The organism is Streptomyces sp. CA-146814, assembly GCF_050942385.1.
Taxonomy (GTDB): domain Bacteria; phylum Actinomycetota; class Actinomycetes; order Streptomycetales; family Streptomycetaceae; genus Streptomyces.
The window spans coordinates 1,116,082-1,139,189 of sequence record NZ_CP192068.1 but is presented as its reverse complement, the minus strand read 5'-3'; the positions used below and the strand labels follow the sequence as shown (position 1 = coordinate 1,139,189).

Annotated in this window: 18 protein-coding genes and 1 pseudogene; 12 read left to right on the top strand and 7 right to left on the bottom strand. The window is 72.7% G+C overall.

The window, feature by feature from the left end:
* Window positions 1-3: 3 nt before the first annotated feature.
* Window positions 4-1,536: a tripartite tricarboxylate transporter permease gene (locus ACQP09_RS05025; RefSeq protein WP_433396297.1), complete on the top strand. Its 1,533-nt coding sequence runs from the start codon at window positions 4-6 to the stop codon at window positions 1,534-1,536.
* Window positions 1,537-1,549: 13 nt separating this feature from the next.
* Entirely contained in the window at window positions 1,550-3,043 is a 1,494-nt protein-coding gene (locus ACQP09_RS05020; RefSeq protein WP_433396296.1) for a trifunctional class I SAM-dependent methyltransferase/NUDIX hydrolase/VOC family protein, read from the top strand.
* A 100-nt stretch (window positions 3,044-3,143) separates the two neighbouring features.
* Here the strand turns inward: ACQP09_RS05020 and ACQP09_RS05015 are convergent, their stop codons facing one another.
* Together ACQP09_RS05015 and ACQP09_RS05010 are read right to left on the bottom strand one after the other, a co-directional pair.
* Window positions 3,144-3,656, bottom strand: coding sequence for a DUF402 domain-containing protein (locus ACQP09_RS05015; RefSeq protein ID WP_433396294.1), 513 nt, complete (start codon window positions 3,654-3,656; stop codon window positions 3,144-3,146).
* Window positions 3,637-4,557, bottom strand: coding sequence for an N-acetyltransferase family protein (locus tag ACQP09_RS05010; RefSeq protein WP_433396292.1), 921 nt, complete (start codon window positions 4,555-4,557; stop codon window positions 3,637-3,639). The genes ACQP09_RS05015 and ACQP09_RS05010 overlap by 20 nt, the downstream gene beginning before the upstream one ends.
* Window positions 4,558-4,641: 84 nt before the next feature.
* On the opposite strand from ACQP09_RS05010, the gene ACQP09_RS05005 reads away from it, so the two are divergent.
* Window positions 4,642-5,016 (top strand): GntR family transcriptional regulator, encoded by a 375-nt coding sequence (locus ACQP09_RS05005; protein WP_433396290.1) that lies wholly within the window; start codon window positions 4,642-4,644, stop codon window positions 5,014-5,016.
* A gap of 112 nt (window positions 5,017-5,128) precedes the next feature.
* Here the strand turns inward: ACQP09_RS05005 and ACQP09_RS05000 are convergent, their stop codons facing one another.
* Window positions 5,129-6,223, bottom strand: coding sequence for a DUF5925 domain-containing protein (locus tag ACQP09_RS05000; protein WP_433396288.1), 1,095 nt, complete (start codon window positions 6,221-6,223; stop codon window positions 5,129-5,131).
* A 210-nt stretch (window positions 6,224-6,433) separates the two neighbouring features.
* Here ACQP09_RS05000 and ACQP09_RS04995 point away from each other — a divergent pair, with 210 nt between their 5' ends.
* Both ACQP09_RS04995 and ACQP09_RS04990 read left to right on the top strand, forming a co-directional pair.
* Window positions 6,434-7,243 carry an SGNH/GDSL hydrolase family protein gene (locus tag ACQP09_RS04995; protein WP_433396286.1) on the top strand — a complete coding sequence of 270 codons (810 nt, stop codon included), beginning with the start codon at window positions 6,434-6,436 and terminating at the stop codon, window positions 7,241-7,243.
* 242 nt (window positions 7,244-7,485) lie between these two features.
* On the top strand, window positions 7,486-7,749 hold the full coding sequence (locus tag ACQP09_RS04990; protein WP_026242095.1) for a hypothetical protein: 264 nt from the start codon (window positions 7,486-7,488) through the stop codon (window positions 7,747-7,749).
* 79 nt (window positions 7,750-7,828) lie between these two features.
* On the opposite strand, the gene ACQP09_RS04985 is transcribed toward ACQP09_RS04990, so the two are convergent.
* The 4 genes from ACQP09_RS04985 to hmgA form a co-directional block, all read right to left on the bottom strand.
* Entirely contained in the window at window positions 7,829-9,025 is a 1,197-nt protein-coding gene (locus tag ACQP09_RS04985) for a CaiB/BaiF CoA transferase family protein (protein WP_433396284.1), read from the bottom strand.
* 79 nt (window positions 9,026-9,104) lie between these two features.
* Window positions 9,105-10,424: a type ISP restriction/modification enzyme gene (locus tag ACQP09_RS04980; RefSeq protein ID WP_433396282.1), complete on the bottom strand. Its 1,320-nt coding sequence runs from the start codon at window positions 10,422-10,424 to the stop codon at window positions 9,105-9,107.
* Between the two features lie 102 nt (window positions 10,425-10,526).
* Window positions 10,527-11,381, bottom strand: coding sequence for a GntR family transcriptional regulator (locus ACQP09_RS04975; RefSeq protein ID WP_433396280.1), 855 nt, complete (start codon window positions 11,379-11,381; stop codon window positions 10,527-10,529).
* Window positions 11,382-11,434: 53 nt separating this feature from the next.
* Window positions 11,435-12,754 carry a homogentisate 1,2-dioxygenase gene (gene hmgA, locus ACQP09_RS04970; RefSeq protein WP_433396278.1) on the bottom strand — a complete coding sequence of 440 codons (1,320 nt, stop codon included), beginning with the start codon at window positions 12,752-12,754 and terminating at the stop codon, window positions 11,435-11,437.
* Between the two features lie 187 nt (window positions 12,755-12,941).
* Between hmgA and ACQP09_RS04965 the strand changes: the two genes are divergently transcribed.
* The 7 genes and pseudogenes from ACQP09_RS04965 to ACQP09_RS04935 all read left to right on the top strand — a co-directional run bounded on the left by ACQP09_RS04965 (window position 12,942) and on the right by ACQP09_RS04935 (window position 23,095).
* Window positions 12,942-13,562 (top strand): TetR family transcriptional regulator, encoded by a 621-nt coding sequence (locus tag ACQP09_RS04965; RefSeq protein ID WP_433406492.1) that lies wholly within the window; start codon window positions 12,942-12,944, stop codon window positions 13,560-13,562.
* A gap of 168 nt (window positions 13,563-13,730) precedes the next feature.
* On the top strand, window positions 13,731-15,914 hold the full coding sequence (locus ACQP09_RS04960; RefSeq protein ID WP_433396276.1) for a molybdopterin-dependent oxidoreductase: 2,184 nt from the start codon (window positions 13,731-13,733) through the stop codon (window positions 15,912-15,914).
* A 151-nt stretch (window positions 15,915-16,065) separates the two neighbouring features.
* Complete coding sequence (locus ACQP09_RS04955; RefSeq protein WP_433396275.1) at window positions 16,066-17,502, top strand: CitMHS family transporter; 1,437 nt, start codon at window positions 16,066-16,068, stop codon at window positions 17,500-17,502.
* Window positions 17,502-18,919: pseudogene (locus ACQP09_RS04950) on the top strand (MFS transporter). Before ACQP09_RS04955 ends, ACQP09_RS04950 begins: the two are co-directional and overlap by 1 nt.
* 132 nt (window positions 18,920-19,051) lie before the next feature.
* The gene (locus tag ACQP09_RS04945) at window positions 19,052-20,425 is read left to right on the top strand and encodes an ABC transporter ATP-binding protein (RefSeq protein WP_433396273.1); all 1,374 of its coding nucleotides are present in this window, start codon (window positions 19,052-19,054) and stop codon (window positions 20,423-20,425) included.
* A gap of 161 nt (window positions 20,426-20,586) precedes the next feature.
* On the top strand, window positions 20,587-21,981 hold the full coding sequence (locus tag ACQP09_RS04940; protein ID WP_433396271.1) for an aldehyde dehydrogenase family protein: 1,395 nt from the start codon (window positions 20,587-20,589) through the stop codon (window positions 21,979-21,981).
* 34 nt (window positions 21,982-22,015) lie between these two features.
* The gene (locus tag ACQP09_RS04935; protein ID WP_433396269.1) at window positions 22,016-23,095 is read left to right on the top strand and encodes a Zn-dependent alcohol dehydrogenase; all 1,080 of its coding nucleotides are present in this window, start codon (window positions 22,016-22,018) and stop codon (window positions 23,093-23,095) included.
* The last annotated feature ends 13 nt before the right edge of the window (window positions 23,096-23,108 follow it).

Genomic DNA, 23,108 nt, shown 5'->3' with positions numbered 1-23,108 from the left:
CCGATGGACTCCCTCAACTCCCTCATCGACGGGTTCGGTACGGCGCTCACGCCGGCCAACCTGCTCTGGGCCGCGCTCGGCGTCCTGCTCGGCACCGCGATCGGTGTGCTGCCCGGCATCGGACCCGCCATGGCCGTGGCGCTGCTGCTCCCCGTGACGTACGGACTCGACCCGACCGGCGCGTTCATCATGTTCGCCGGGATCTACTACGGCGCGATGTTCGGCGGCTCCACCACCTCGATCCTCCTCAACACCCCCGGCGAGAGCGCCGCCGTGGTCGCCGCGATCGAAGGCAACCCGATGGCGAAGGCCGGACGCGGCGCGCAGGCGCTGGCCGCCGCCGCCATCGGCCACTTCGCGGGCGGCATGATCGGCACGATCCTGCTGGTCGTCCTCGCTCCGACGGTCGCGTCGCTCGCCATCGGCATCGGAGCGCCCGACTACTTCGCGATCATGGTGCTGGCCTTCATCGCCGTCACCTCCGTCCTCGGCGCCTCGCGCATCCGGGGACTGGCCTCCCTGCTCATCGGTCTGACCATCGGACTGGTCGGCCTCGACCAGATGACCGGGCAGCAGCGCCTCACCTTCGGCTCGCTCCAACTGGCCGACGGGGTCGACGTGGTGATCGTCGCGGTCGGCCTCTTCGCCATCGGTGAGGCCCTCTGGGTCGCCGCCCATCTGCGGCGCTCCACCGGCGAGGCCATCCCCGTCGGCCGCCCCTGGCTCGGCCGGGACGACCTCCGCCGCACCTGGAAGCCCTGGCTGCGCGGCCCGCTCATCGGCTTCCCGTTCGGCGCGATACCGGCGGGCGGCGCGGAGATCCCCACCTTCCTCAGTTACGTCACCGAGAAGCGGCTCTCCAAGCACCGCGGCCAGTTCGGCAAAGGGGCCGTCGAAGGCGTCGCGGGACCGGAGTCGGCGGCCTCCGCCTCCGCCGCCGGAACCCTCGTCTCCATGCTCACCCTCGGCCTGCCCACCACCGCCGTCGCCGCCGTGATGCTCGCCGCCTTCCAGCAGTACGGGATCCAGCCCGGGCCCCTGCTGTTCGAGCGCGAACCCGAGCTGGTCTGGGGCCTCATCGCCTCGCTCTTCGTCGGCATGGTGCTGCTGCTCGCGCTCAACCTGCCGCTCGCCCCCGTCTGGGCCAAGCTCCTGCGGATCCCGCGCCCCTACCTCTACGCGGGCATCCTCTTCTTCGCGGCCGTCGGCGCGTACGCGGTCGGCGGCGAGTCCCTGGACCTGGTGATCCTTCTGATCATCGGCCTGATCGGGTTCGGGATGCGGCGGTACGGGCTGCCGGTGCTGCCCGCCGTCATCGGCGTGATCCTCGGCCCGGCCGCCGAGCAGCAGCTGCGGCGCGCACTCCAGATCAGCGACGGCAGCGTGACCGGACTCGTCAACACCCCGTTCTCCATCACCGTCTACGCGATCGTGGCGCTGATCCTCGCCTGGCCGCTGGTGTACCGGCTGACCGTCGTGCGGCCGCGGAACGGCCGGAAGGAGAAGGAGGAAACCGGCACTGTCAGTGGTGGCTGAGAGTATCGATGGCATGACGACGATCGACTGGGACGCGGCGGCCGGATCCTTCGACGAGGAGCCCGACCACGGGCTTCTCGACCCCGCCGTGCGCGACGCGTGGGCCGGCCGGCTGGAGAGCTGGCTGCCCGCCCGCCGCGCTGACGTGCTGGATCTGGGATGCGGTACGGGGAGTCTCTCGCTGCTCGCCGCCGGCCAGGGCCACCGGGTCACCGCCGTGGACCGGTCACCGAGGATGGCCGAGCTGGCCCGCGCCAAGCTCGCCGGGACCGGCGCCGAGGTCCTCGTCGGCGACGCGGGCCTGCCGCCGGTGGGGGAGCGGGCGTTCGACGTGATCCTGGCCCGGCACGTCGTCTGGCTGCTGCCCGATCCGGCGGCCGCCCTGGCCCACTGGTTCGGGCTGCTGAAGCCGGGCGGCCGGCTGGTCCTGATCGAAGGCGTGTGGGGCGGTGTCGGGCTCTCCGCCGAGCGGATCACCGCTCTGCTCGCCCCGCACACCGAGCGCGTCCACCACGAGGACCTGGCCGGTGACGCGCGGCTGTGGGGCAAGGAGGTCGACGACGAGCGATACGCCCTGGTGGCCCGCGCCGAGCCGCCTCACCGGCACACGGAGGTCGTCGACGTCCACCTGATCCTGCGCCGGGGCCCGGACGTCCTGCTCGCCCGCCGCGCCGACACCGGTTACGCGGACGGCCTGCTGCACATGCCCTCCGGCCACGCGGAGGACGGCGAGGACGTCCGCGAGGCGATGATCCGGGAGGCCGCCGAGGAGATCGGTGTCGTCCTGGACCCCGACGAGGTGCGGGTCGCCCTCGTGATGCAGCACCGGGGACCCGGCGGAGGGGCGCGGATGGGCTGGTTCTTCGTCGCGGAGTACGACGTGGAGCACCCGCCGCACAACGCGGAGCCGGAGAAGTGCTCCGAGCTGGACTGGTTCCCGCTGGACGCCCTGCCGGACGACATGGTCGCGTACTGCCGTGCAGGCCTGGACGGCTACCGGTCGGGTGAGCACTTCATGCTCCACTGGCACGAGGACGGCGACCCGATCGCCCACCGCCCGGACGGCCCCCGCCGCGCCGTGGCACTCCCGCCCGCCGCCGAGCGGACCGGCCGGGTGCACCACATCGAGCTGTGGGTGCCCGACCTCGTGGGCGCGGAGCGCCGGTGGGGCTGGCTGCTGACCCGGCTCGGCCATCTCCCGTACCAGCGCTGGGCGAGCGGCCGCAGCTGGCGGCGCGGCGAGAGTTACGTGGTCGTGGAGGCGTCGCCCGACCTCTCCGCCGACCACCACGACCGCCGCCGCCCGGGCCTCAACCACCTGGCGTTCCACGTCGCGGGCCGGGCCACGCTGGACGCCCTGACGGCCGAGGCACCGTCGTACGGCTGGCGGCTGCTCCACCCCGACCGCCATCCGTACGCCGGTGGCCAGGGGCACTGCGCCGCCTATCTGGAGGACGAGGCCGGATACGAGGTGGAGCTGGTCGTGACGTCGGAGCCGCGGCCCTGAAACCCGGGCCCCGCCCTGAGCCCCCGACCCGGGCCCCGCCCTGAGCCCCGATCCTGAGCCTCGACCCTGAAGCACCCTTGCCAGTGGGGTGAGGCGTGCGTCAGGCCAGCAGGCCCGCCAGCCCCTCCCTCCGGGCCAGCTCCTCCAGCTCGTCCAAGGCTGCGGCCGCCGCCCCGGCCGCCTCGGGGTCGCGTACGGCCAGGCCGCTCGCCTCGAACTCGTCCTCGTCCAGCCGCAGTACTGAGGAGCCGTCCGCCGACACCCACAGGTCCAGGTCCAGATCCTCGACCACCAGCACTCCGGCGGCCAGGATCACGGGCCGGGTGATGTCGCAGTACCAGCCCTTCAGCTCGCCGTCACCGGTGCGGACCTCCTTCACCGCGAACCACCGGTCCCGCCAGTAGTGCTCGGTGAAGACATCGCCCGGCTCGAACCGTACGAAGCCGAAGTCCCGGACTCCCGGCGCGGCCCACGGCGCCCGGACCGTGACCCGGATGCCGTCGTCACGGACCAGCTCCGCCGGATACCTGATCTTCGTGCGGCCGGCCTTGGTCAGGGCCACGACCACGCCCTTGGACCGGGGCGCACGGGGCTCAGCCGAGAGTGCGGGCATGGCGGATCTCCGTGGCGCAGACCGTGTAGCCGAACCACTTGTTGATGGCGAGCATCGGGCCGTTGCCCGTGTCGTTGGCGGTGTAGGCGTCCGTGTAACCGGCCGCCCGCGCCCGGTGCAGCGAGTCGTTCTTCGCCAGCTTGGCCAGGCCCCGGCCCCGGACGGCCCGCAGCGTGCCGGTCATGTTGCTGGAGTACGTCCGGTGGCCGTCGGTGCCGGCCGCGCTGAACGCCGCCACCTGACCGTCCACCAGGACCACCGTGGTCAGAGCCGCGTCGAAGGTCGGGTGGCGCCAGATGGTCGCCAGCCAGTCCTCGTAGTCGTCCAGCTCGGTGGGGATGTCGCTCGGCTCGTCCAGGGTCACCTGGGCGTCCGCGTCGAAGAGCGGCCGCGGATCGTCGGCGAAGTCGGAACCCGGCCTCAGCTCGACGCCCGGTGGAACCTCCGGGAGCGGCGGCAGGACGCCGTTCGCCAGGTCCAGGTGCTGGAAGTGGGCGGAGCGGCCCGGCCGGTAGCCCCGGCCACGCGCGAACTCCAGGCTCTCCGGGGTCTCCAGCACCCAGGCGTGCACGACCGTGGCCCCCGCCTGCGCCAGATGCTCCTCCGCCGAGCTCAGCAGCAGCGAGCCCGCCCCGTGGCCGGTGTGGCCGGGGAGGACGTGCGGGGTGCAGGAGCCCTGACCCGGCTCCGTGCTGTCGTGGGCGATACCGGCCTGCGCGGTGCCGATGATCTCGCCGTCCCGCTCGGCGACCAGCAGCCGGTAGTGCCGGTCCGGATGGGCGTGGGCCAGATCGTGGGTGATCTGCTCGGGGGTGGACACCAGATACGGGACGGCCGCGCGCCGGACGCGGGTCCACGCCTCCGCGTCGGATGGCCGGAAGTCGCGCACGATGACTGTCATGCGGCGGAGGTTACGCGCGAGCGCGCCGCGATCGCCTCCCCTTTTTTCCCCACCGTGAGACCGCCCGTGAGGGAGAATCGGCGGGTGACTGAGAAGATCGTCCTGGACCCGGACTCCGGCATCGCCCCGTACGAGCAACTGCGCACCCAGCTCTCCGAACTGGCCCGCTCCGGCGCGCTGCCCGTCGGCCACCGGCTCCCGACCGTACGCGGCTTCGCCGAGGAGCTGGGCCTCGCCGCCAACACCGTGGCCAAGGCCTACCGCGCGCTGGAGGCCGACGGCGTGATCGAGACCCGCGGCCGGAACGGGACCTTCGTCGCCGCCGCCGGAGGAGCGGCCGAGCAGAAGGCGGCGACCGCCGCACAGCTGTACGCCGAGACCGCCGAGCGACTCGGCCTCACCCGGCAACAGGCCCTGGCACTGGCCAAGGACGCGGTGCGGGCCGCGTACGGGGACTGAAGCCCGCTCCCGTACCGGCTACGGACAGCCGTGCCCCGTGCCGGCTACGGACAGCCGTGTCCCGTACCGGCTCTCGCACCCATCCCCGTACCACCTGCAGATCCCGCACGACCTACAAATACAGCCCCGCGTCCGCCCCCGCGTCCTGCTTCGGCACCGACGCGGGGCCGATGCCCCGGCGCAGCGCGTACAGCTCCGCGAGCGAGCTGCCCTCCCGGCTCACGCCCTCCTCCGTGCCCAGCCAGGCCACCGACTCCGGGCGGGTCAGCGGGCCCACCTCGATCCGGGCCAGGCAGCGGCCCGGCCGGACGACCGCCGGGTGCAGCCGCTCCAGGTCCTCGTTGGTGGTGACGCCCACCAGCACGTTCCGGCCCTGGCCGAGCAGACCGTCCGTCAGGTTCAGCAGCCGGGACAGCGCCTGGCCCGCGGTGTGCTTGGCCTCGCCGCGGATCAGCTCGTCGCAGTCCTCCAGGAGCAGCAGCCGCCACCGGCCCTTCGCCGTGCCGTCGTCCTCACCGATCGCGATGTCCATCAGATAGCCGACGTCGTTGAAGAGCCGCTCCGGGTCCAGTACGCAGTCGACCTGGCACCAGTCGCGCCAGGACCGGGCCAGCGTGCGCAGCGCGGAGGTCTTGCCGGTGCCGGGCGGCCCGTGCAGCAGGAGCAGCCGGCCCGCGATGTCGTCCGGGGTGACCTTCATCAGCCGGTCCATGGCATCGGCCACCGGCGCGGTGTAGTTGGGCCGTACCTCGTCCCAGCTTCCGGCGGCGATCTGACGCGTGGTGCGGTACGGGCCGCGGCGCGGCGAGACGTACCAGAAGCCCATGGTCACGTTGTCCGGCTGCGGCTCCGGCTCGTCCCGCGCGCCGTCGGTCGCCTGCCCGAGGACCTTCTCCGCCAGCTCGGCGGTGGTCGCGGTGACCGTGACGTCCGCGCCCCGGCTCCACCGCGAGATCAGCAGGGTCCAGCCGTCGCCCTCGGCCAGCGTGGCGCTGCGGTCGTCGTCGCGGGCGGACCGCAGCACCGAGGCGTGCGGCGGCAGCAGGGTCGCTCCGGCCTTGACCCGGTCGAGGGAGGAGCTGTGGGAGTACGGCTGCTCGCCCGTCGCGAAACGGCCGAGGAAGAGCGCGTCGACGACGTCGGACGGGGAGTCGCTGTCGTCGACGGTGAGCCGGATCGGCAGAGCGGACTCGGGGTTGGCAGACATGGCGCCCATGATCCGGCACGGGACCACCCCACGCACCCAGGTTTCATCAGCCCGGCCCACCACCCGTCACCGGCGCGTCAAGGCGCGCGCGTTGAACTCCGGACGGCGGACGGAAGCACTCGCCACTTATTTTTGGCATGAACACTTCCAGCGAGCCGGGTGCGCTGCTACTACGGAGTAACGCAGTTACCCCTGCTCAAGGAGTCCCCCATGAAAATGTCCAGACTCGTGGCGTTCTCGTCCTCGCTCCTGCTCGGTGCCGCCCTCGCCCTGACCGGTGCGGGGATCGCGAACGCCGACTCCTCCGCCCGAGCCGTCGACTACGTCGCCCTCGGCGACTCGTACTCCTCCGGCGTCGGCGCCGGCAGCTACGAGAGTGCCAGCGGCGACTGCAAGCGCAGCACCCGCGCCTTCCCCAGGCTCTGGGTCAACGCCAACTCCCCGTCCAGCTTCGCCTTCACCGCCTGCTCCGGCGCCCGGACCAACGACGTCACGAGCAGTCAGCTCGGACCGCTCAACGCCTCCACCGACCTCGTCTCGATCTCCATCGGCGGCAACGACGCGGGCTTCGCCGACGTCATGACGACCTGTGTCCTGCAGTCCGAGGCCACCTGCCTCAACCGCATCGCCACCGCCCGCGCCTACGTCGACTCGACCCTGCCCGCCCGGCTCGACTCCGTCTACTCCGCCATCAAGGCCAAGGCCCCCTCGGCCCGCGTCGTCGTCCTCGGCTACCCCCGCTTCTACCAGCTCAGCGGCAACTGTGTGGCCGGCCTCAGCGAGAGGGAGCGCTCCGCCATCAACGGCGCCTCCGACCACCTCAACACCGCCACCGCCAAGCGCGCCGCCGACCACGGATTCACCTTCGGTGACGTCAGGACGACCTTCACCGGACATGAGATCTGCTCGGGCAACTCCTGGTTGCACAGCGTGAACTGGCTCAACATCGGCGAGTCCTACCACCCCACCGCCGCCGGACAGTCGGGCGGATATCTGCCGGTCTTCAAGTCGGCTGCCTGACAGGAGAGTTGAACGGCGAACCAGCTTCCCGGGCGGGAGGATCCCGGACGTCGGATCCTCCCGCTCCGTCGAACAATCCATCCGAACTGTCCGAAGTCGCCCGGGAATCGGGCGGATTCGGTAACTGGTCGTCAACCTCCGTATAGGTGTGCTCGTCCCGCAGGCGGGATACCCGTGTGTCACCGTGGGGCGATAGGGTTAACCTGCCCGGACCGGGTGCCCTCGTACGGGTGGGGAGTGACATGGAACAGATAACGGTGCGGAGCAGGCCGCGGGTGCCTGCCATCACATGCGGAAGCGGTGCGACCAGTACGCGCCTCGACCGCCATCTCGCGGTGCTCGGCGGCCCTGTCGTCCCGCAGCGCGAGTCGGCGGAAGCGACGCTGCTGATGCGCGAGCTGACCTCGCGTGACGCCGCGCACACCCGCCGGAGCAGGAGCGCCCGTGTGTCGCTCTTCGCCCCGCTGCGGCGACTGCGGCGTTCGCTCTTCGGCAGCCGCCACTGACCGACGCCACGTCGACCACGGGGCCGGCCCACCGCTCGGGGCGGCCCTACCGCTCGTGCGCCCCGTTGTTCGGCGTGGCTCAGGCGATCACTCCGTCCCGGCGCAGCGCCGATGTCTGCTCGTCCGTCATCCCCAGGGCTCGCAGCAGCGCATCGGTGTGCTCACCCAGCGCCGGTACGGCACCCATCGAAGGTTCCGGGCCGCCCGGCAGAGTGATCGGCGGCAGCAGCGCCCGCAACGGCCCCACCGGTGACTCCACTTCCCGCCACCGGTCCCGCGCCGCCAGCTGCGGGTGCGCCGCCACACCGGCCACCGTGTTCAGCCGGGCACACGCGATGCCCGCCGCGTCCAGCGCGTCCAGCGCCTCCTGACCCGTCAGCCGCGCCAGTGCCTGCCCCACCACCTCGTCGGTCCGCTTCCGGTTGGCGGTGCGCGCGGTGTTCGTCGCGAAGTCCGGATCGTCGGCCAACTCCGGCCGTACGAGAACTTGTTCGGCGAGCCGCCGCCATTCCCGGTCGTTCTGCACGGAGAGCAGCACCTGTTCACCGTCGGCCGTGCCGTACGCGTCGTACGGGGCGATCACCGAGTGCGCGAGGCCCGTACGAGGCGGAGTCGCGGACCCGTGCATCCCCTGGTGCAGCGGATGGCCCATCCACTCGGCCAGCGCGTCCAGCATGGAGACCCGCACCGGCCCGCCGCGCCCGGTCGTCCCGCGCCGCAGCAGCGCCGCCAGCACCCCGGAGAACGCGTACATGGCCGCCGCGATGTCCGCCGCCGGAATGCCCGCCTTCACCGGCTGCCCGGCGGTCCCGGTGACCGAGACCAGGCCCGCCTCGCACTGCACGAGCATGTCGTAGGCCCGCTTGTGCGCGTACGGGCCGCTCTCCCCGTACCCGGAGATGTCCACGGCCACCAGCCGCGGGTGCGCCGCGCAGAGCGTGGCGGCGTCCAGCCCGAGCCGGGCCGCCGCGCCCTGGGCCAGATTCTGTACGAACACATCGGCCCCGGCGACGAGTTCACGCACCACCGCCAGGCCGCGCGGGTCCTTCAGGTCGACGGCGAGCGACTCCTTGCCGCGGTTGCACCAGACGAAGTGCGAGGCGAGACCGCGGGCCGCCGTGTCGTAGCCGCGCGCGAAGTCGCCGCCGTCCGGGCGCTCCACCTTGATCACCCTGGCCCCGAGGTCGGCGAGCTGACGGGTGGCGAAGGGAGCGGCGACGGCCTGTTCGACGGCCACCACGGTGATGCCGTCGAGGGGGAGGGGCGATGTGTTCATGGCCCCGTGCTTACCTTGTGCATCGCGCATCTGCCACTCCCGCCCCCGACAGAAGGCTCACGGCGGGCTCACGGCAGGCTCACAGCAGCGCGAACTGCCCTTCCGGCCCCTCCTCCTGGTGACCGAGCACGGAGGCCGGCCGCCGTGCGGAGGCCGGGACCGGCAGCACTCCGGCCGCCCGCAGCTCGTCCCGGGAGATCAGCGGTGCCTGCTCCAGCCGGGCCCGCAACGCCGCCTGCCGGGGCCGCAGACCGTCCAGGAGGGCCAGTACGGTGATGAGCTCCAGCAGCTCCGAGGTCCACTCCGGGATCCACCCGCGCGCCCCGACCGCGTCCAGCCCGCCCCCCTCGGGCCCGTCCCCGGACGCCCCTTCGGGCACCGCGCCCACCGCGGCCGCCGCCCGGCGCTCGAACCAGAGCTCCACCACCCGTACCCCGCTCACCGTGAACTCCCAGGCCCCCGCGGGCACCGGCGAGATCCGGCCGTCGCCGACCACCAGCGCCTCGGCCTCCGCGTCGTACGCGATCCCGGTGGGCCGGGCCTGCAGCGCCGCCCGCACATAAGGCCTGCGCCCGCCCGGCAGCCGGGGCCGCTCGCCGTCCCGGGCCCCGCGCAGGTGCAGCCGTACCAGCTCCCGGCCGAGCTCCACCCCGGCCGCCCACACCTCGGCGTCGGCGGGCAGCGGGACCCGGCAGCCGGACGGGGAGGGCAGGGCGGCGGCGAGGATCCAAGCCAGTACGGACTCGGGGTCGGCCGCCTCCGGCCCCAGCCGCGCACGCAGGACGTCCAGCAGGCCGGGTGCCAGGTTCGGGTCGGTGGCGCCGGGGCGCCGGTACAGCGGCCGGATCCGGCCCGGACGTCCGGCGGGGGAGTGGCCGTCGGGGAGCAGGTGGGTCACGGAGAGGGCGGGCCCGGCGGTGGTCTGGGGCACGTGACCGTGCTCGACGGCGAAGAGCTGCCGCTCGTCGCCGACCCGCCACAGCTCCGGCCGGGCCGCGTCGATCAGCCGGTGGTCGGGGAGCAGCCACTCCTCGTCGAACGGGCCGTGCGCGATCCGTACGGGGTCGGGACAGGCGCCCGGTTCGCGGGCGAAGCGGCCGGTGCTGGTGCCGGTGTCGGTGCCGGTGGTGGACCGGCCGGGCAGTGCGGCGACCGGCGTGTGCGGCGTACGGGAGCGGCTCGGGCGGAACAGCCGCTCCTGCTCGGCGCCCTCGGCGGCGGCGAGGCGCTCCCAACGGGCCCGGAGCGCGGCGGGATCGGGGCCGCTCACCCAGGCCCGGCCGGTTCGCAGCGGCCGCACCGACCACGGCATCAGCTCGTCCAGCTCCACGGCCGCCGAGTCCTCGCCCGATCCGGCCGCCGTCGCCGCTCCCGCCGCCGCGGTCCTGCGCGCTGCCACCGAGCCGTCCTCCCGTGTCCGCTGCCCTTGCCTCGGCCGGCCCTGTCCGCCGTGACCCGTTCGCATCGTAACGGCGGAGACGGGCACCCCGTAGGGGGCGTCCTAGTGGGCCTCCACCGTCACGGAGAACGAGAACCGGTCGCCCCGGTAGCGGATCCGGGCCACATCCACCACGCGGCCCTCCTCGTCGTACGTCACGCCCGTGTAGTGCAGGATCGGGCTGAGCAGCGGGACCTGGAGGAGTTCGGCGGTGACCGGGTCGGCGAGGCGGGCCTCCACCGTGTCGGTGATCCGGGAGATGCGGACGCCGACGACATCGCGCAGCACCTTGGTCATCGGCCAGCGTTCGAGGTCCGCCACGTCGATGCGGGCGGCGATGTCGGAGCGCACCGCGTTCTCCGCCCAGTTGGTCGGCTCGTCGCTCTCGCCGTCGCGGCGCAGCCGCCGGTAGCTGACCACCTCGCCGCAGTCCGGGAAGAACTCGGCCAGGTCGCCCGGAACCGGCACCGGACCATGGCCGAGAACCGTCGTCGCCTCACCGGACTGCTGGGCGACGATCGCGTCGACCGAGCCCAGCAGCCGGACCGGCGAGACCCTCCGGGCGCGCGGCTCGATGAAGGTGCCGCGCCGCCGGTGCCGGCTGATCAGCCCCTCCGTCTCCAGCTCCTTCAGCGCCTGCCGCATCGTGAGCACGCTGACCCCGTAGTGCCCGGCGAGCTGCTCCTCGGTGGGCAGCCGGAGGGAGGCGTCCTGCGGCCGGCCGAGTATGGAGGCCCGCAGCGACTGGGAGACCTGGTACCAGAGCGGCAGCTTCCGGTTGAGGACGAGCGAGTCGGGCGCGAAGGCGGGCGGGTGGGGCCTCCCCGCCGAGTTCGCCTCGGCCCCCGCGCCCCCGAGCGTCTCCGAGCCCCCGGGCGTCCCCGTCTCGGCACTCGTCGTCTCATGGCTCTCTGTCACGTCGTCGTCCCCGTCCCGCACTCCGGGCCCCTCCGGCCGCCTGTGGCCCGTCGCTACGGCCGGAAGTTGCGGCTCAGACCCTGCCACACGTCGTCGTAACCGCGCTGCAGATGGTCGGCGCCGGCCGCCTGCGAGGTCGCGATGATGGGCCAGCGGGTCTCGAACATGAAGGCCAGGCCGTCGTCGATCTTCTGCGGCTTCAGCTCCGCCGCGCTCGCCCGGTCGAAGGTCTCCCGGTCCGGTCCGTGCGCCGACATCATGTTGTGCAGCGAGCCGCCGCCGGGGACGAAGCCGTCGGCCTTCGCGTCGTACGCGCCGTCGATCAGCCCCATGTACTCGCTCATCACGTTCCGGTGGAAGTACGGCGGCCGGAAGGTGTCCTCGCCGACCAGCCAGCGCGGCGCGAAGACCACGAAGTCGACACCGGCCAGACCCGGGGTGTCGGACGGCGAGGTCAGCACCGTGAAGATCGAGGGGTCGGGGTGGTCGTAGCTGATCGAGCCGATGACGTTGAACCGGTGCAGGTCGTAGACGTACGGCGTGTGGTTCCCGTGCCAGGCGACCACGTCGAGCGGCGAGTGGTCGTACGTCGCCGACCAGAGGTTGCCGCAGAACTTGTTGACCACCTCCACCGGCCGGTCCTCGTCCTCGTACGCGGCGACCGGGGCCAGGAAGTCCCGGGCGTTGGCAAGCCCGTTGGCGCCGATCGGCCCGAGGTCCGGCAGCACGAACGGACGGCCGTAGTTCTCGCAGACGTACCCGCGTGCCGTCTCCTCCAGCAGCTCCACCCGGAAGCGGACGCCGCGCGGGATCAGCGCGACATGGCCCGGTTCGGCGCGCAGCAGGCCCAGTTCGGTGCGGAGCAGCAGGCCGCCGCGCTCCGGGACGATCAGCAGCTCGCCGTCGGAGTCGCTGAACACCCGGTCCGTCATGGAGGAGTTGGCGTGGTAGAGGTGCACGGCCATTCCGGTGCGCTGGGCGGCGTCACCGTTGCCGCCGAGCGTCCACAGCCCCCCGATGAAGTCCGTGCCCGGCGCGGGGTCGGGCAGCGGGTTCCAGCGGAGGCGGTTCGGGTCCGGCACGGAATCGGTGAAGGGTGCCGTGCGCAGGCCGCCGTTGTCGGTCCGGGTGAAGGCCGGGTGTACGGCGGAGGGGCGGATCCGGTAGAGCCAGGAGCGGCGGTTGTCGGCGCGGGGCTCGGTGAAGGCGGAGCCGCTCAGCTGCTCCGCGTAGAGGCCGAGGGGGGCGCGCTGGGGGGAGTTACGGCCGTGCGGCAACGCCCCCGGCACCGCCTCCGAGCTGTGCTCGTTGCCGAAACCCGAGGAGTACGTCAGCCCCTCCGCCGTCTTCCTCGCCTGCTCGATGCCGCTCATCCCGCACTCCCGGTGACCGTGAAGCCCTTGGATCCGCCGGACAACGAATCCTATGGAACACCGTAGGAATAGGAGGCGGGCGCGTCAACGGCTTGGATCACGCCATTCGGGGGGTCCGGGCGCCGGTCAGGGGCGTGAGGTGGCTTCCGAGGGGCTTGCGGAGGGCGCCCGGGGCGTGCACGGCATCATGGGTCCCGTGCCCCACCCGAACCCGAACCTCCGCCGCGCCCCCGTGCAGCAGCGCAGCGCCGACCGGCTCGCCCGGATACTCGACGCCTGCGCCGGACTGCTCGACGAGACCGGTTACGAACAGCTCTCCACCCGTGACGTCGCGTCGCGCGCCGAAGTGCCCATCGGCTCCGTCTACCGCTTCTTCTCCAACAAACGGGCCCTGGTCGAGGCCCTCGCGCTGCGCAACCTGGACCTCTACGCCGAGCGCATCACCGCCCGGCTCGACGCGCTCCCCGCCGACGACTGGCGGGGCGCGATCGACGCGGTGCTGGACGAGTACCTGGCGATGAAGCGGACCGTGCCCGGCTTCGCGCTGGTCGACTTCGGGCCTCCGGCGCCGGACCAGGACGCGGGCGACGACGCCAACCTGCGCCTCGCGGGCCGGCTCGCCGAGCTCCTGGCCGGACACCTCGGCCGCGACCCCGGCCCGGAGCTGCTCCGGGCCATCCTGGTGAGCGTCGAGGCCGCCGACGCGCTGCTCCAGCTCGCCTTCCGCACGGACCCGTCGGGCGACCCGGCGATCGTCGCCGAGACCCGGACGCTGGTCCTGGCGTACCTCGCGCAGATCCTGGACTGAGAGGGCGGGGCGTCGGCTCGCTGCCGGAGTGCACGCGCTCCAGCACCTCCCCACCATGCGTACCGGTCGGTATGCTCGCGGTGCCGTCAGCGTCGCCATCGCCGTCCCTCCGGTCGGCGCCGGCACCGCCGTCACTGCCGCCACCGCCGTCGCCCCGGGGAGGGCCCCATGTCCCACGACTCCCGTACAGCACCGCGTATCTGCCCGCTCTGCGAGGCCACCTGCGGCCTCACCCTCACCATCGAGGGGACGACCGTCACCGGGGCGCGCGGCGACCGGGACGACATCTTCAGCCGGGGTTTCATCTGCCCCAAGGGCGCGTCCTTCGGAGGTCTGGACGCCGACCCCGACCGGCTGCGCGTCCCGCTCGTGCGCGGGGAGGACGGCGAGTTGCGGGAGGCGTCCTGGGCCGAGGCGTTCGACCGGATCGCCGCCCGCATACCGGCCCTGGTCGAAGCCCACGGCCCGCGGGCCGTCGGTGTCGTCCTCGGCAACCCCAACGTCCACACCATGGCGGGCTCCCTCTACCCGCCCCTGCTGCTCGCCGCCCTCCGCGCCCGCAACGTCTTCACGGCGAGCACCCTGGACCAGATGCCCAAGCACGTCTCCAGCGGGCTCCTCTTCGGTGACGCCAACGCCATCCCCGTACCGGATCTCGACCGCACCGGCCACCTCCTCCTGATCGGCGCCAACCCGCTGGAGTCCAACGGCAGTCTCTGCACCGCCCCCGACTTCCCCGGCCGCCTCAAGGCGCTGCGCCGGCGCGGTGGCACGCTCACCGTCATCGACCCGCGCCGCACCCGGACCGCCCGCCTCGCCGACCGGCACGTGGCGATCCGGCCGGGAGCCGACGCGCTGCTCCTCGCCGCGATGGCCCACGTGCTGCTCCAGGAGAAGCTCGCCGACCCCGGCGTACTCGCCGAGCACCTGGAAGGCGCGGACGAACTCGCCGCCGCCCTGGCCGACTTCACGCCGGTCGCGGTCGCCGCCGCCTGCGAGGTGGACGCGGCCACCATCACCGCCCTCGCCCGCGAACTGGCCGCCGCTCCGACCGCCGCCGTCTACGGGCGGATCGGCAGCTGCACCGTCGAGCACGGGACCCTCGCCAGCTGGCTGGTGGACGTCCTCAACATCCTCACCGGCAACCTGGACCGCCCCGGCGGCGCGCTGTTCCCGCTCTCCGCCACGGCCCGCGCACCGCGCGAAGCCGCCCCCGGCAACGGCTTCGCCCTGGGCCGCTGGACGTCCCGGGTCTCCGGCCATCCCGAGGCCAAGGGCGAACTGCCCGTCGCCGCACTCGCGGAGGAGATCGAGACGCCCGGCGAGGGCCGCATCCGTGCCCTGGTCGTCCTCGCCGCCAACCCCGTCCTCTCCGCCCCGGACGGCGACCGGCTCGACGCGGCGCTCGCCGGCCACCTCGACTTCATGGTCAGCGTCGACCCGTACCTGAACGAGACCTCACGCCACGCCGACGTCGTCCTGCCCCCGCCGCCGCCCTCGCAGAGCGCCCACTTCGACTTCGCGTTCAACTCCTTCGCCGTGCACAACCAGGTCCGCTACACCCGCGCCCCCGTCCCGCTGGAGGACGGGCGGATGGACGAGAGCGAGATCCACGCCCGGCTGATCCTCGCGGTGAGCGGGATGCACGGCGCCCCGCCCTCCGCCGTCGACGACCTCGCCATCACCACCGCGCTCACCAAGGCCGGCGCCCCGAAGGAGCTGGCCGGCGAACTGACCGGCGACAGCGGGCCCGAACGCCGCCTCGACCTCATGCTCCGCCTCGGCCCGTACGGCCTCACGCTGGACCAGCTCCTCGCCCACCCGCACGGCATCGACCTCGGCCCGCTGAAACCCCGCGTCCCGGAGATCCTGCGCACCCGCTCCGGCCGCATCGAACTGCTCCCCGCACCGATCGCCGCCGACCTGCCCCGCCTGCGCCGGGCGCTGGGCGACCGGCCCGCCCCGCTCGTCCTCGTCGGCCGCCGCCATCTGCGCTCCAACAACAGCTGGATGCACAACGTCGGCTCGCTCAGCGGCGGTTCCAACGTCTGCACGCTCCAGATCCACCCCGACGACGCGGCCCGGCTCGGGCTCATGGACGGGGCGACCGTACGGATCGAGTCGGCCGGCGGCGGGATCGAGGCTCCGGCCGAGATCACGGACACCGTACGCAGCGGAGTGGTGAGCCTCCCGCACGGCTGGGGCCACAGCCGTCCCGGCACCCGGATGGCGGTGGCCGCCGCCCACCCCGGGGTCAACGTGAACCAGCTGCTGGACGGCACGCTCCTGGACCCGCTGTCCGGCACCGCCGTGCTGAACGCCATTCCGGTGACGGTGACCCCGTCCCCGTAACGCTCTCCGTAACACCACCGCGTTGACCTGGGGTTTTGCTCGTATTGCTCACGCGTCAACGTCTTGTTAACTCTTCGAGGAGGCCCCTAACGTCGTCCGGACCGACCGCCGAGACCGGTGGGAGTTCAAGGATGAACGTTAGGTAACCCCCATGCTGACAATCCTCGGCTTCGCCATGATCGCGACCTTCCTGGTCCTGATCATGACGAAGAAGATGTCGCCGATCGCGGCGCTGGTACTGATCCCCGCACTCTTCTGTGTCGCCGTCGGACAGGGAGCGCAGCTCGGCGACTACGTCATCGACGGCGTCGGCAACCTGGCGCCGACCGCCGCCATGCTGATGTTCGCCATCGTCTACTTCGGCGTGATGATCGACGTCGGCCTCTTCGACCCGATCGTCCGGGCCATCCTGCGGTTCTGCAAGGCCGACCCGATGCGGATCGTCGTCGGTACGGCGGTGCTCGCCGCGATCGTCTCGCTGGACGGCGACGGCTCCACCACCTTCATGATCACCGTCTCGGCGATGTATCCGCTCTACAAACGCCTGAAGATGAGCCTGGTCGTCATGACCGGTGTGGCCGCCACGGCGAACGGCGTCATGAACACCCTGCCCTGGGGCGGCCCCACCGCCCGCGCCGCCACCGCGCTCAAGCTGGACGCCTCCGAGATCTTCGTCCCGATGATCCCGGCGCTGGCCGTCGGACTGCTCGCCGTCTTCCTGCTCTCGTACGTGCTGGGGCTGCGCGAGCGCAAGCGTCTGGGCATCCTCACGCTGGACGAGGCGCTGGTACGGGAGCCGGAGCAGGAGACCGTCATGGCGGGGGCGGGCGGTGGTGCGGGCGTCGGTGCGGGCGGCGAGGACCGTCTGCGCAAGGGCTCCGGCGGCACGGGCTCGGCGGACCTCACGCGGGACGATGACGAGGAGAACGCCGACGACGAGGAGGAGTTCAAGGGCCTCGACCCCAACCGCTCCACGCTGCGGCCCAAGCTCTACTGGTTCAACGCCGGTCTCACCGTCGCCCTGCTGACGGCCATGATCATGGAACTGATGCCGATCCCGGTGCTCTTCCTCCTCGGCGCCGCCCTCGCCCTCACCGTCAACTTCCCGCACATGCCCGACCAGCGGGCCCGGATCGCCGCCCACGCCGACAACGTCCTCAACGTCTCCGGCATGGTCTTCGCCGCCGCCGTCTTCACCGGCGTCCTCACCGGCACCGGGATGGTCGAGCACATGGCCGACTGGGTCGTCGGTGCCGTGCCGGACGCGATGGGCCCGCACATGGCGATCGTGACCGGGCTGCTCAGCCTGCCGCTCACCTACTTCATGTCCAACGACGGCTTCTACTTCGGCGTCGTCCCCGTCCTCGCCGAAGCAGGCGCCGCCCACGGCGTCTCGCCGCTGGAGATCGCCCGCGCCTCGCTGGCCGGCCAGGCCCTGCACATGTCCTCGCCGCTGGTCCCCGCCGTGTACGTGCTGGTCGGTATGGCGAAGGTGGAGTTCGGCGACCACACCCGGTTCACCGTGAAGTGGGCGGTGCTGACCTCGCTGGTGGTGCTCGGGGCGGGCATCCTGTTCGGCACGATCTGATGTCACGCGCGCGAGGGCCCGGGGCCGGGCTCGGCAGGGGTTCTGCCGGGCTCGGCAGGAGCTGGCTGCTGCGCCTCGTCATCGCCTTCGCCTTCGGGCAGGGGGCGGTGTCGATGGCGCGGCCCGCCGTCTCCTACCGGGCCCTCGCGCTGGGTGAGTGGGGTCTCCCCTGCTCGAACGAAGCTGAGAGCTTGGGGAAGAGACGGCGGTCGGGGTCATCGCCGGGGTCTACGCCCTGCTGCCGCTGTTCGCGGCCGTCCCGATCGGCCGCCGCACCGACCACGGCCGGTGCGCGCCCCTGCTCCCGATCGGCGTGGTGCTGATCTCCGGCGGCTGCGCGCTCAGCGGGGTCGTCTCCTCGCTGCCCGCGATGGCCGCCTGGAGCGGGGTGATGGGCCTCGGCCACCTCTGCTTCGTGATCGGCGCGCAGTCGATCGTGGCCCGGCAGTCCGCCCCGGCCGAACAGGACCCCAACTTCGGCCACTTCACCATCGGCGCCTCGCTCGGCCAGCTGGGCGGCCCGATCGCCGCGGGAGCGCTGATCTCCGGAGAGAGCGGTGCTCTCGGCCGTACGAGCGCCCTCGCGCTTCTCGTCTCGGCAGGGGTCTGCGCGGTCGCGCTCACCTCGCTGTGGCGCATCGAGCACCGGCGTACGCCCGGCGCCGGGCCTGCCACGAAGAAGGCCGCCGCCAAGGCCCCGGTCACCAGGATCCTCGGTGCGCGGGGTGTGCCGGCCGGGATCTTCATCAGCATGGCCGTCCTCTCCGCGACCGACATCCTCACCGCCTACCTGCCGGTCGTCGGCGAACACCGGGGCATCGCGCCGGCCATGGTCGGGCTGCTGCTCAGCCTGCGGGCCGCCGCCACCATCGCCTGCCGCCTGGTGATGACCCCGATGCTGCGGCTGCTGGGCCGGACGGCCCTGCTGACCACCAGCTGCCTGCTGGCCGGCCTGCTCTGCGCGGGCATGGTCCTCCCGGTCCCCGTCCCGGTGCTCGCCGCCATGCTGGCCGCACTCGGCTTCTGCCTCGGCGCCGGCCAGCCGCTGTCGATGACCACGGTGGTCCAGGCCGCACCCGCCGAGGCCCGGTCCACCGCCCTGGCCCTGCGCCTCACCGGCAACCGGCTCGGCCAGGCCGCCGCCCCTGCCGCCGCCGGCCTGATCGCGGGTACGGCAGGTGCGGCGGCCCCGTTCGCGCTGCTCGGGGGGCTGCTGCTGGCGGCGGCGGGGCTGGGCCTGCGCGGCGGACGAACGGCCCGGGCCACCTCCGTACCGCCCGAGCCCACGCCCGTACAACAGACCGAGCCCACGCCCGTACAACAGCCGGAGCCCACGCCCGTATCCCCGGAGCCCACGCCCGTACGCGAACGGGACCAGGCGGACGACGCGTCCCTGGCCGACCGGAACCGTTCGTGAGACACCAACCCCGTACGCCCCACGCGTCCCAACCTTCGCGCGAGTCATTCCCACACCCCGCCCGGTGGGCTAGCTTCCCTCCACAGCCGCTCCCCACCGCGACGCCACACCTCTTCATCCCGGGGACACCTCATGACGCGCGCCATCTCCCTGCACCACGTCAGCAAGAGCTACGGACGGGACCGGCGTGCCGTCGACCGGTTCACGCTCTCCATCGAGCCCGGCGAGTTCGTCGTGCTGCTCGGCCCCTCCGGCTGCGGCAAGTCGACCGTGCTGCGCATGATCGCGGGCCTGGAGGAGATCAGCGAGGGCGAGCTGCTGCTGGACGGCGAGTTCGCCAACCACATCCCGCCGCGGACACGCGGTATGGCCATGGTGTTCCAGAACTTCGCGCTGTACCCGAGCATGACCAACCGCGCCAACATCGGCTTTCCGCTGAAGCTGGAGAACCCGCGCGAGGACAGCACCGCCCGGATCGAGGCCACGGCCCGGATGCTCGGCATCGAGCACGTACTCGACCGCTACCCGGCCCAGCTCTCCGGCGGGGAGCGCCAGCGCGTGGCGATGGGCCGGGCGATCTCACGCCGGCCGTCCGTCTTCCTGATGGACGAGCCGCTCTCCAACCTGGACGCCAAACTCCGCAACCATCTGCGCGCCGAGATCGCTCTGCTCACCCGGGAACTCGGCGTCACCACGGTCTATGTGACGCATGATCAGGCAGAGGCGATGTCGCTCGGCGACCGGGTGGCCGTGATGCGCGGCGGCGTCCTGCAACAGGTCAGCCCGCCCCGCGAGGTCTACGCGCTGCCCGACAACGTCTTCGTGGCCGCGTTCATCGGCACGCCGCGCATCAACCTCCTCCAGGCCGTCGTCCACGCGCCGTTGGAGGGCCGGATGTCGATCGACCTCGGCCGTCAGCGGCTCGCGCTGCCCGAACCCCTCAGCCCCGACCACCAGTTGCTCCGCATCCAGCAGGGCCGCCGGATCATCGTGGGACTGCGCTCGGAGGCGGTCCGGATCGCCCCGCCCAGCCACGCCCGCCCCGGCGAGGTGGCGCTCAGCGGGATCGTGGAGCACGTCGAGTACCAGGGCCACGAGGCGCTGGTCCACCTCGACACCGGTTCGCGGCCCGCCGTCGTCCCGGACCTCGAATCGGCCCGGCCCCGGTCCATGCCCCGCCGCCGCAGAGCCGCCGCGGCCCGCTCCGGAGGCAGCGCACAAGGCGCGCTCGGCGTCCTGGACCGGCTGAAGGGGCGGGCCGGGGCACGGATCAGCGGCCCGGTCGTCACGCTCGACGAACCCGCCCCGGACCCCACGGCGGTCCGCACCCCGGACCGGCCCTCCGTCATCTCCGGCGACCTGGTGGTGCGCACCGGCCCCGACATGCGCCTGCGGACCGGCGGCCAGGTGCCGCTGCTGGTGGACCTGGCCCACCTGTACGTCTTCGACCACTACGGCCGCCGCATCTGCCCGCTGCCGCAGGACGTGCCGGGGCTGGACGGCTGAGGGGCCCTCCTCCTCGGACCTCCCGGGGGCGTGCGCCTCCCGGCGTGACCGGCGTCTCCGGAAGCTCCCTGGCGCCGGAAAACTAACGGCGCTAGTTTGGGCGGTCGGGGCAGACGACAGTACGTCGGCGTCGTGCACAACCCGTCCGGGAGGAAACAGCCATGAAGGCCCATGACCAGATGTACATCGGCGGCGCGTGGCGGCCCGCCGTCGGCCAGGACACGATCGCGGTCGTGAACCCGGCCGACGAGCAGCTCATCGCCCGCGTACCGGCGGGCACGGCCGAGGACGTCGACGCGGCGGTGCGGGCCGCGCGCGCCGCGTTCCCCGCGTGGGCCGCCACCCCGCCCGCCGAGCGCGCCGCCCGCCTCTCCGCGCTGAGCGACGCGATGGCGGCCCGTAAGGACGAGATGGCCGAGACGATCACCGCCGAGCTGGGCTCGCCGCTGCCGCTCTCGCAGATGGTCCACGCCGCCGTGCCGGTCCTGGTCGCCGCTTCGTACGCCGAACTCGCCGCCTCGTACGCCTTCGAGGAGAAGATCGGCAACTCCACCGTCCTCATGGAGCCGGTCGGCGTCGTCGGCGCGATCACCCCCTGGAACTACCCGCTCCACCAGATCGTCGCCAAGGTGGCCCCGGCCCTCGCCGCCGGCTGCACGGTCGTCCTCAAGCCCGCCGAGGACACTCCGCTCACCGCCCAGCTCTTCGCCGAGGCCACCGAGGCGGCCGGCCTGCCGCCCGGGGTCTTCAACCTGGTCACCGGCCTCGGCCCGGTCGCCGGACAGGCGCTCGCCGAGCACGAAGGCGTCGACCTCGTCTCGTTCACCGGATCGACCGCCGTCGGCAGGCAGATCGGCGCCACCGCCGGAGCCGCGATCAAGCGCGTCGCCCTCGAACTCGGCGGCAAGTCCGCCAACGTGATCCTGCCCGGCGCCGACCTCGCCAAGGCGGTCAACGTGGGCATCGCCAACGTGATGACCAACTCCGGCCAGACGTGCAGCGCCTGGACCCGGATGCTGGTCGACGCCGAGCGGTACGACGAGGCCGTGGAGCTCGCCGCCCACGCCGTCCTCAAGTACGCGCCCGGCGAGCGGGTCGGCCCGCTCGTCAACGCCAAGCAGCAGGCCCGGGTGAGCCGTTACATCCAGAAGGGGATGGACGAGGGCGCCCGGCTGATCGCCGGAGGCCCCGCCGCACCCCTGCCGACCGGCTACTACGTCAGCCCCACCGTCTTCGCCGACGTCACCCCGGACATGACCATCGCCCAGGAGGAGATCTTCGGCCCGGTGGTCTCGATCCTCCGGTACGAGGACGTGGACGACGCCCTCCGTATCGCCAACGACACGGTGTACGGGCTCGCCGGAGCCGTGTGGGCGGCCGACGACGAGCAGGCGGTGGCCTTCGCCCGCCGCATGGACACCGGACAGGTCGACATCAACGGCGGCCGGTTCAACCCGCTGGCCCCGTTCGGCGGTTACAAGCAGTCGGGCGTGGGGCGCGAGCTGGGGCCGCACGGTCTGGCGGAGTACCTCCAGACCAAGTCGCTCCAGTTCTGACCCCCGTAACCCTTTCTTCGTAAGGAGCCTGTTCGTGGTCCGCGCCGCCGTACTGCCCGCCGTCGGAGCTCCGCTGGAGATCACCGACATCGTCCTGCCGGAGCCCGGCCCCGGCCAGGTGCGCATCGCGCTCGCCGCGGCGGGCGTCTGCCACTCCGACCTGTCCCTGTCCAACGGCACCATGCGCGTCCCGGTGCCCGCCGTCCTCGGCCATGAGGGCGCCGGTACGGTCCTGGCGGTCGGGGACGGCGTCACGCATGTCGCGCCCGGCGACGGCGTGGTCCTCAACTGGGCGCCCTCCTGCGGCGCCTGCTTCCACTGCGGGATCGGCGAGGTCTGGCTCTGCGCCGACGCGCTGAAGGGGACCGCCAACCTCCACGCCCGTACGGCGGACGGCACCGACCTCCACCCCGGCCTCAACGTGGCGGCCTTCGCGGAGGAGACCGTCGTCGCCGCGAACTGCGTGCTCCCCGCCCCCGACGGAATCCCGCTCACCGACGCCGCCCTCCTCGGCTGCGCGGTCCTCACCGGCTACGGGGCCATCCACCACAGCGCCCGGGTCCGCGAAGGCGAGAGCGTGGTCGTCTTCGGGATCGGCGGCGTCGGCCTCGCCGTCCTCCAGGCGGCCCGGATCGCGGGCGCCTCCAGGATCATCGCGGTCGACGTCTCCCCGGCCAAGGAGGAGCTGGCCCGGCAGGCCGGCGCCACCGACTACGTCATCGCCTCCGCCACCACCCCGCGCGAGATCCGCAAGCTCACCGGCGGCCAGGGCACGGACGTCGCGGTGGAGTGCGTCGGCCGGCCCGCGACCATCCGGGCCGCCTGGGAGTCCACCCGGCGCGGCGGCCGTACGACGGTCGTCGGGATCGGCGGCAAGGACCAGGAGGTCACGTTCAACGCCCTGGAGATCTTCCACTGGGGCCGTTCCCTCACCGGCTGCGTCTACGGCAACAGCGACCCGGCCCGCGATCTGCCGGCCCTGGCCGACCACATCCGCGCGGGCCGCTTCGACCTGTCGATGATGGTCACCGAACGCATCGCGCTCGACGGCATTCCCGCCGCCTTCGACAACATGATCGCGGGCAAGGGCGGCCGGGCCCTGGTCGTCTTCTAGTTCTGGAGCGCTG

Coding starts and splice junctions, on each gene's coding strand:
- ACQP09_RS04990 (WP_026242095.1), top strand. CDS start 7,486: ATGGAACAGATAACGGTGCGGAGCAGGCCGCGGGTGCCTGCCATCACA.
- ACQP09_RS04940 (WP_433396271.1), top strand. CDS start 20,587: ATGAAGGCCCATGACCAGATGTACATCGGCGGCGCGTGGCGGCCCGCC.
- ACQP09_RS04945 (WP_433396273.1), top strand. CDS start 19,052: ATGACGCGCGCCATCTCCCTGCACCACGTCAGCAAGAGCTACGGACGG.
- ACQP09_RS05025 (WP_433396297.1), top strand. CDS start 4: ATGGACTCCCTCAACTCCCTCATCGACGGGTTCGGTACGGCGCTCACG.
- ACQP09_RS05000 (WP_433396288.1), bottom strand. CDS start 6,223: ATGTCTGCCAACCCCGAGTCCGCTCTGCCGATCCGGCTCACCGTCGAC.
- ACQP09_RS04955 (WP_433396275.1), top strand. CDS start 16,066: ATGCTGACAATCCTCGGCTTCGCCATGATCGCGACCTTCCTGGTCCTG.
- ACQP09_RS04985 (WP_433396284.1), bottom strand. CDS start 9,025: ATGAACACATCGCCCCTCCCCCTCGACGGCATCACCGTGGTGGCCGTC.
- ACQP09_RS05020 (WP_433396296.1), top strand. CDS start 1,550: ATGACGACGATCGACTGGGACGCGGCGGCCGGATCCTTCGACGAGGAG.
- ACQP09_RS05010 (WP_433396292.1), bottom strand. CDS start 4,557: ATGACAGTCATCGTGCGCGACTTCCGGCCATCCGACGCGGAGGCGTGG.
- ACQP09_RS04960 (WP_433396276.1), top strand. CDS start 13,731: ATGTCCCACGACTCCCGTACAGCACCGCGTATCTGCCCGCTCTGCGAG.
- hmgA (WP_433396278.1), bottom strand. CDS start 12,754: ATGAGCGGCATCGAGCAGGCGAGGAAGACGGCGGAGGGGCTGACGTAC.
- ACQP09_RS05015 (WP_433396294.1), bottom strand. CDS start 3,656: ATGCCCGCACTCTCGGCTGAGCCCCGTGCGCCCCGGTCCAAGGGCGTG.
- ACQP09_RS04965 (WP_433406492.1), top strand. CDS start 12,942: ATGGGTCCCGTGCCCCACCCGAACCCGAACCTCCGCCGCGCCCCCGTG.
- ACQP09_RS04995 (WP_433396286.1), top strand. CDS start 6,434: ATGAAAATGTCCAGACTCGTGGCGTTCTCGTCCTCGCTCCTGCTCGGT.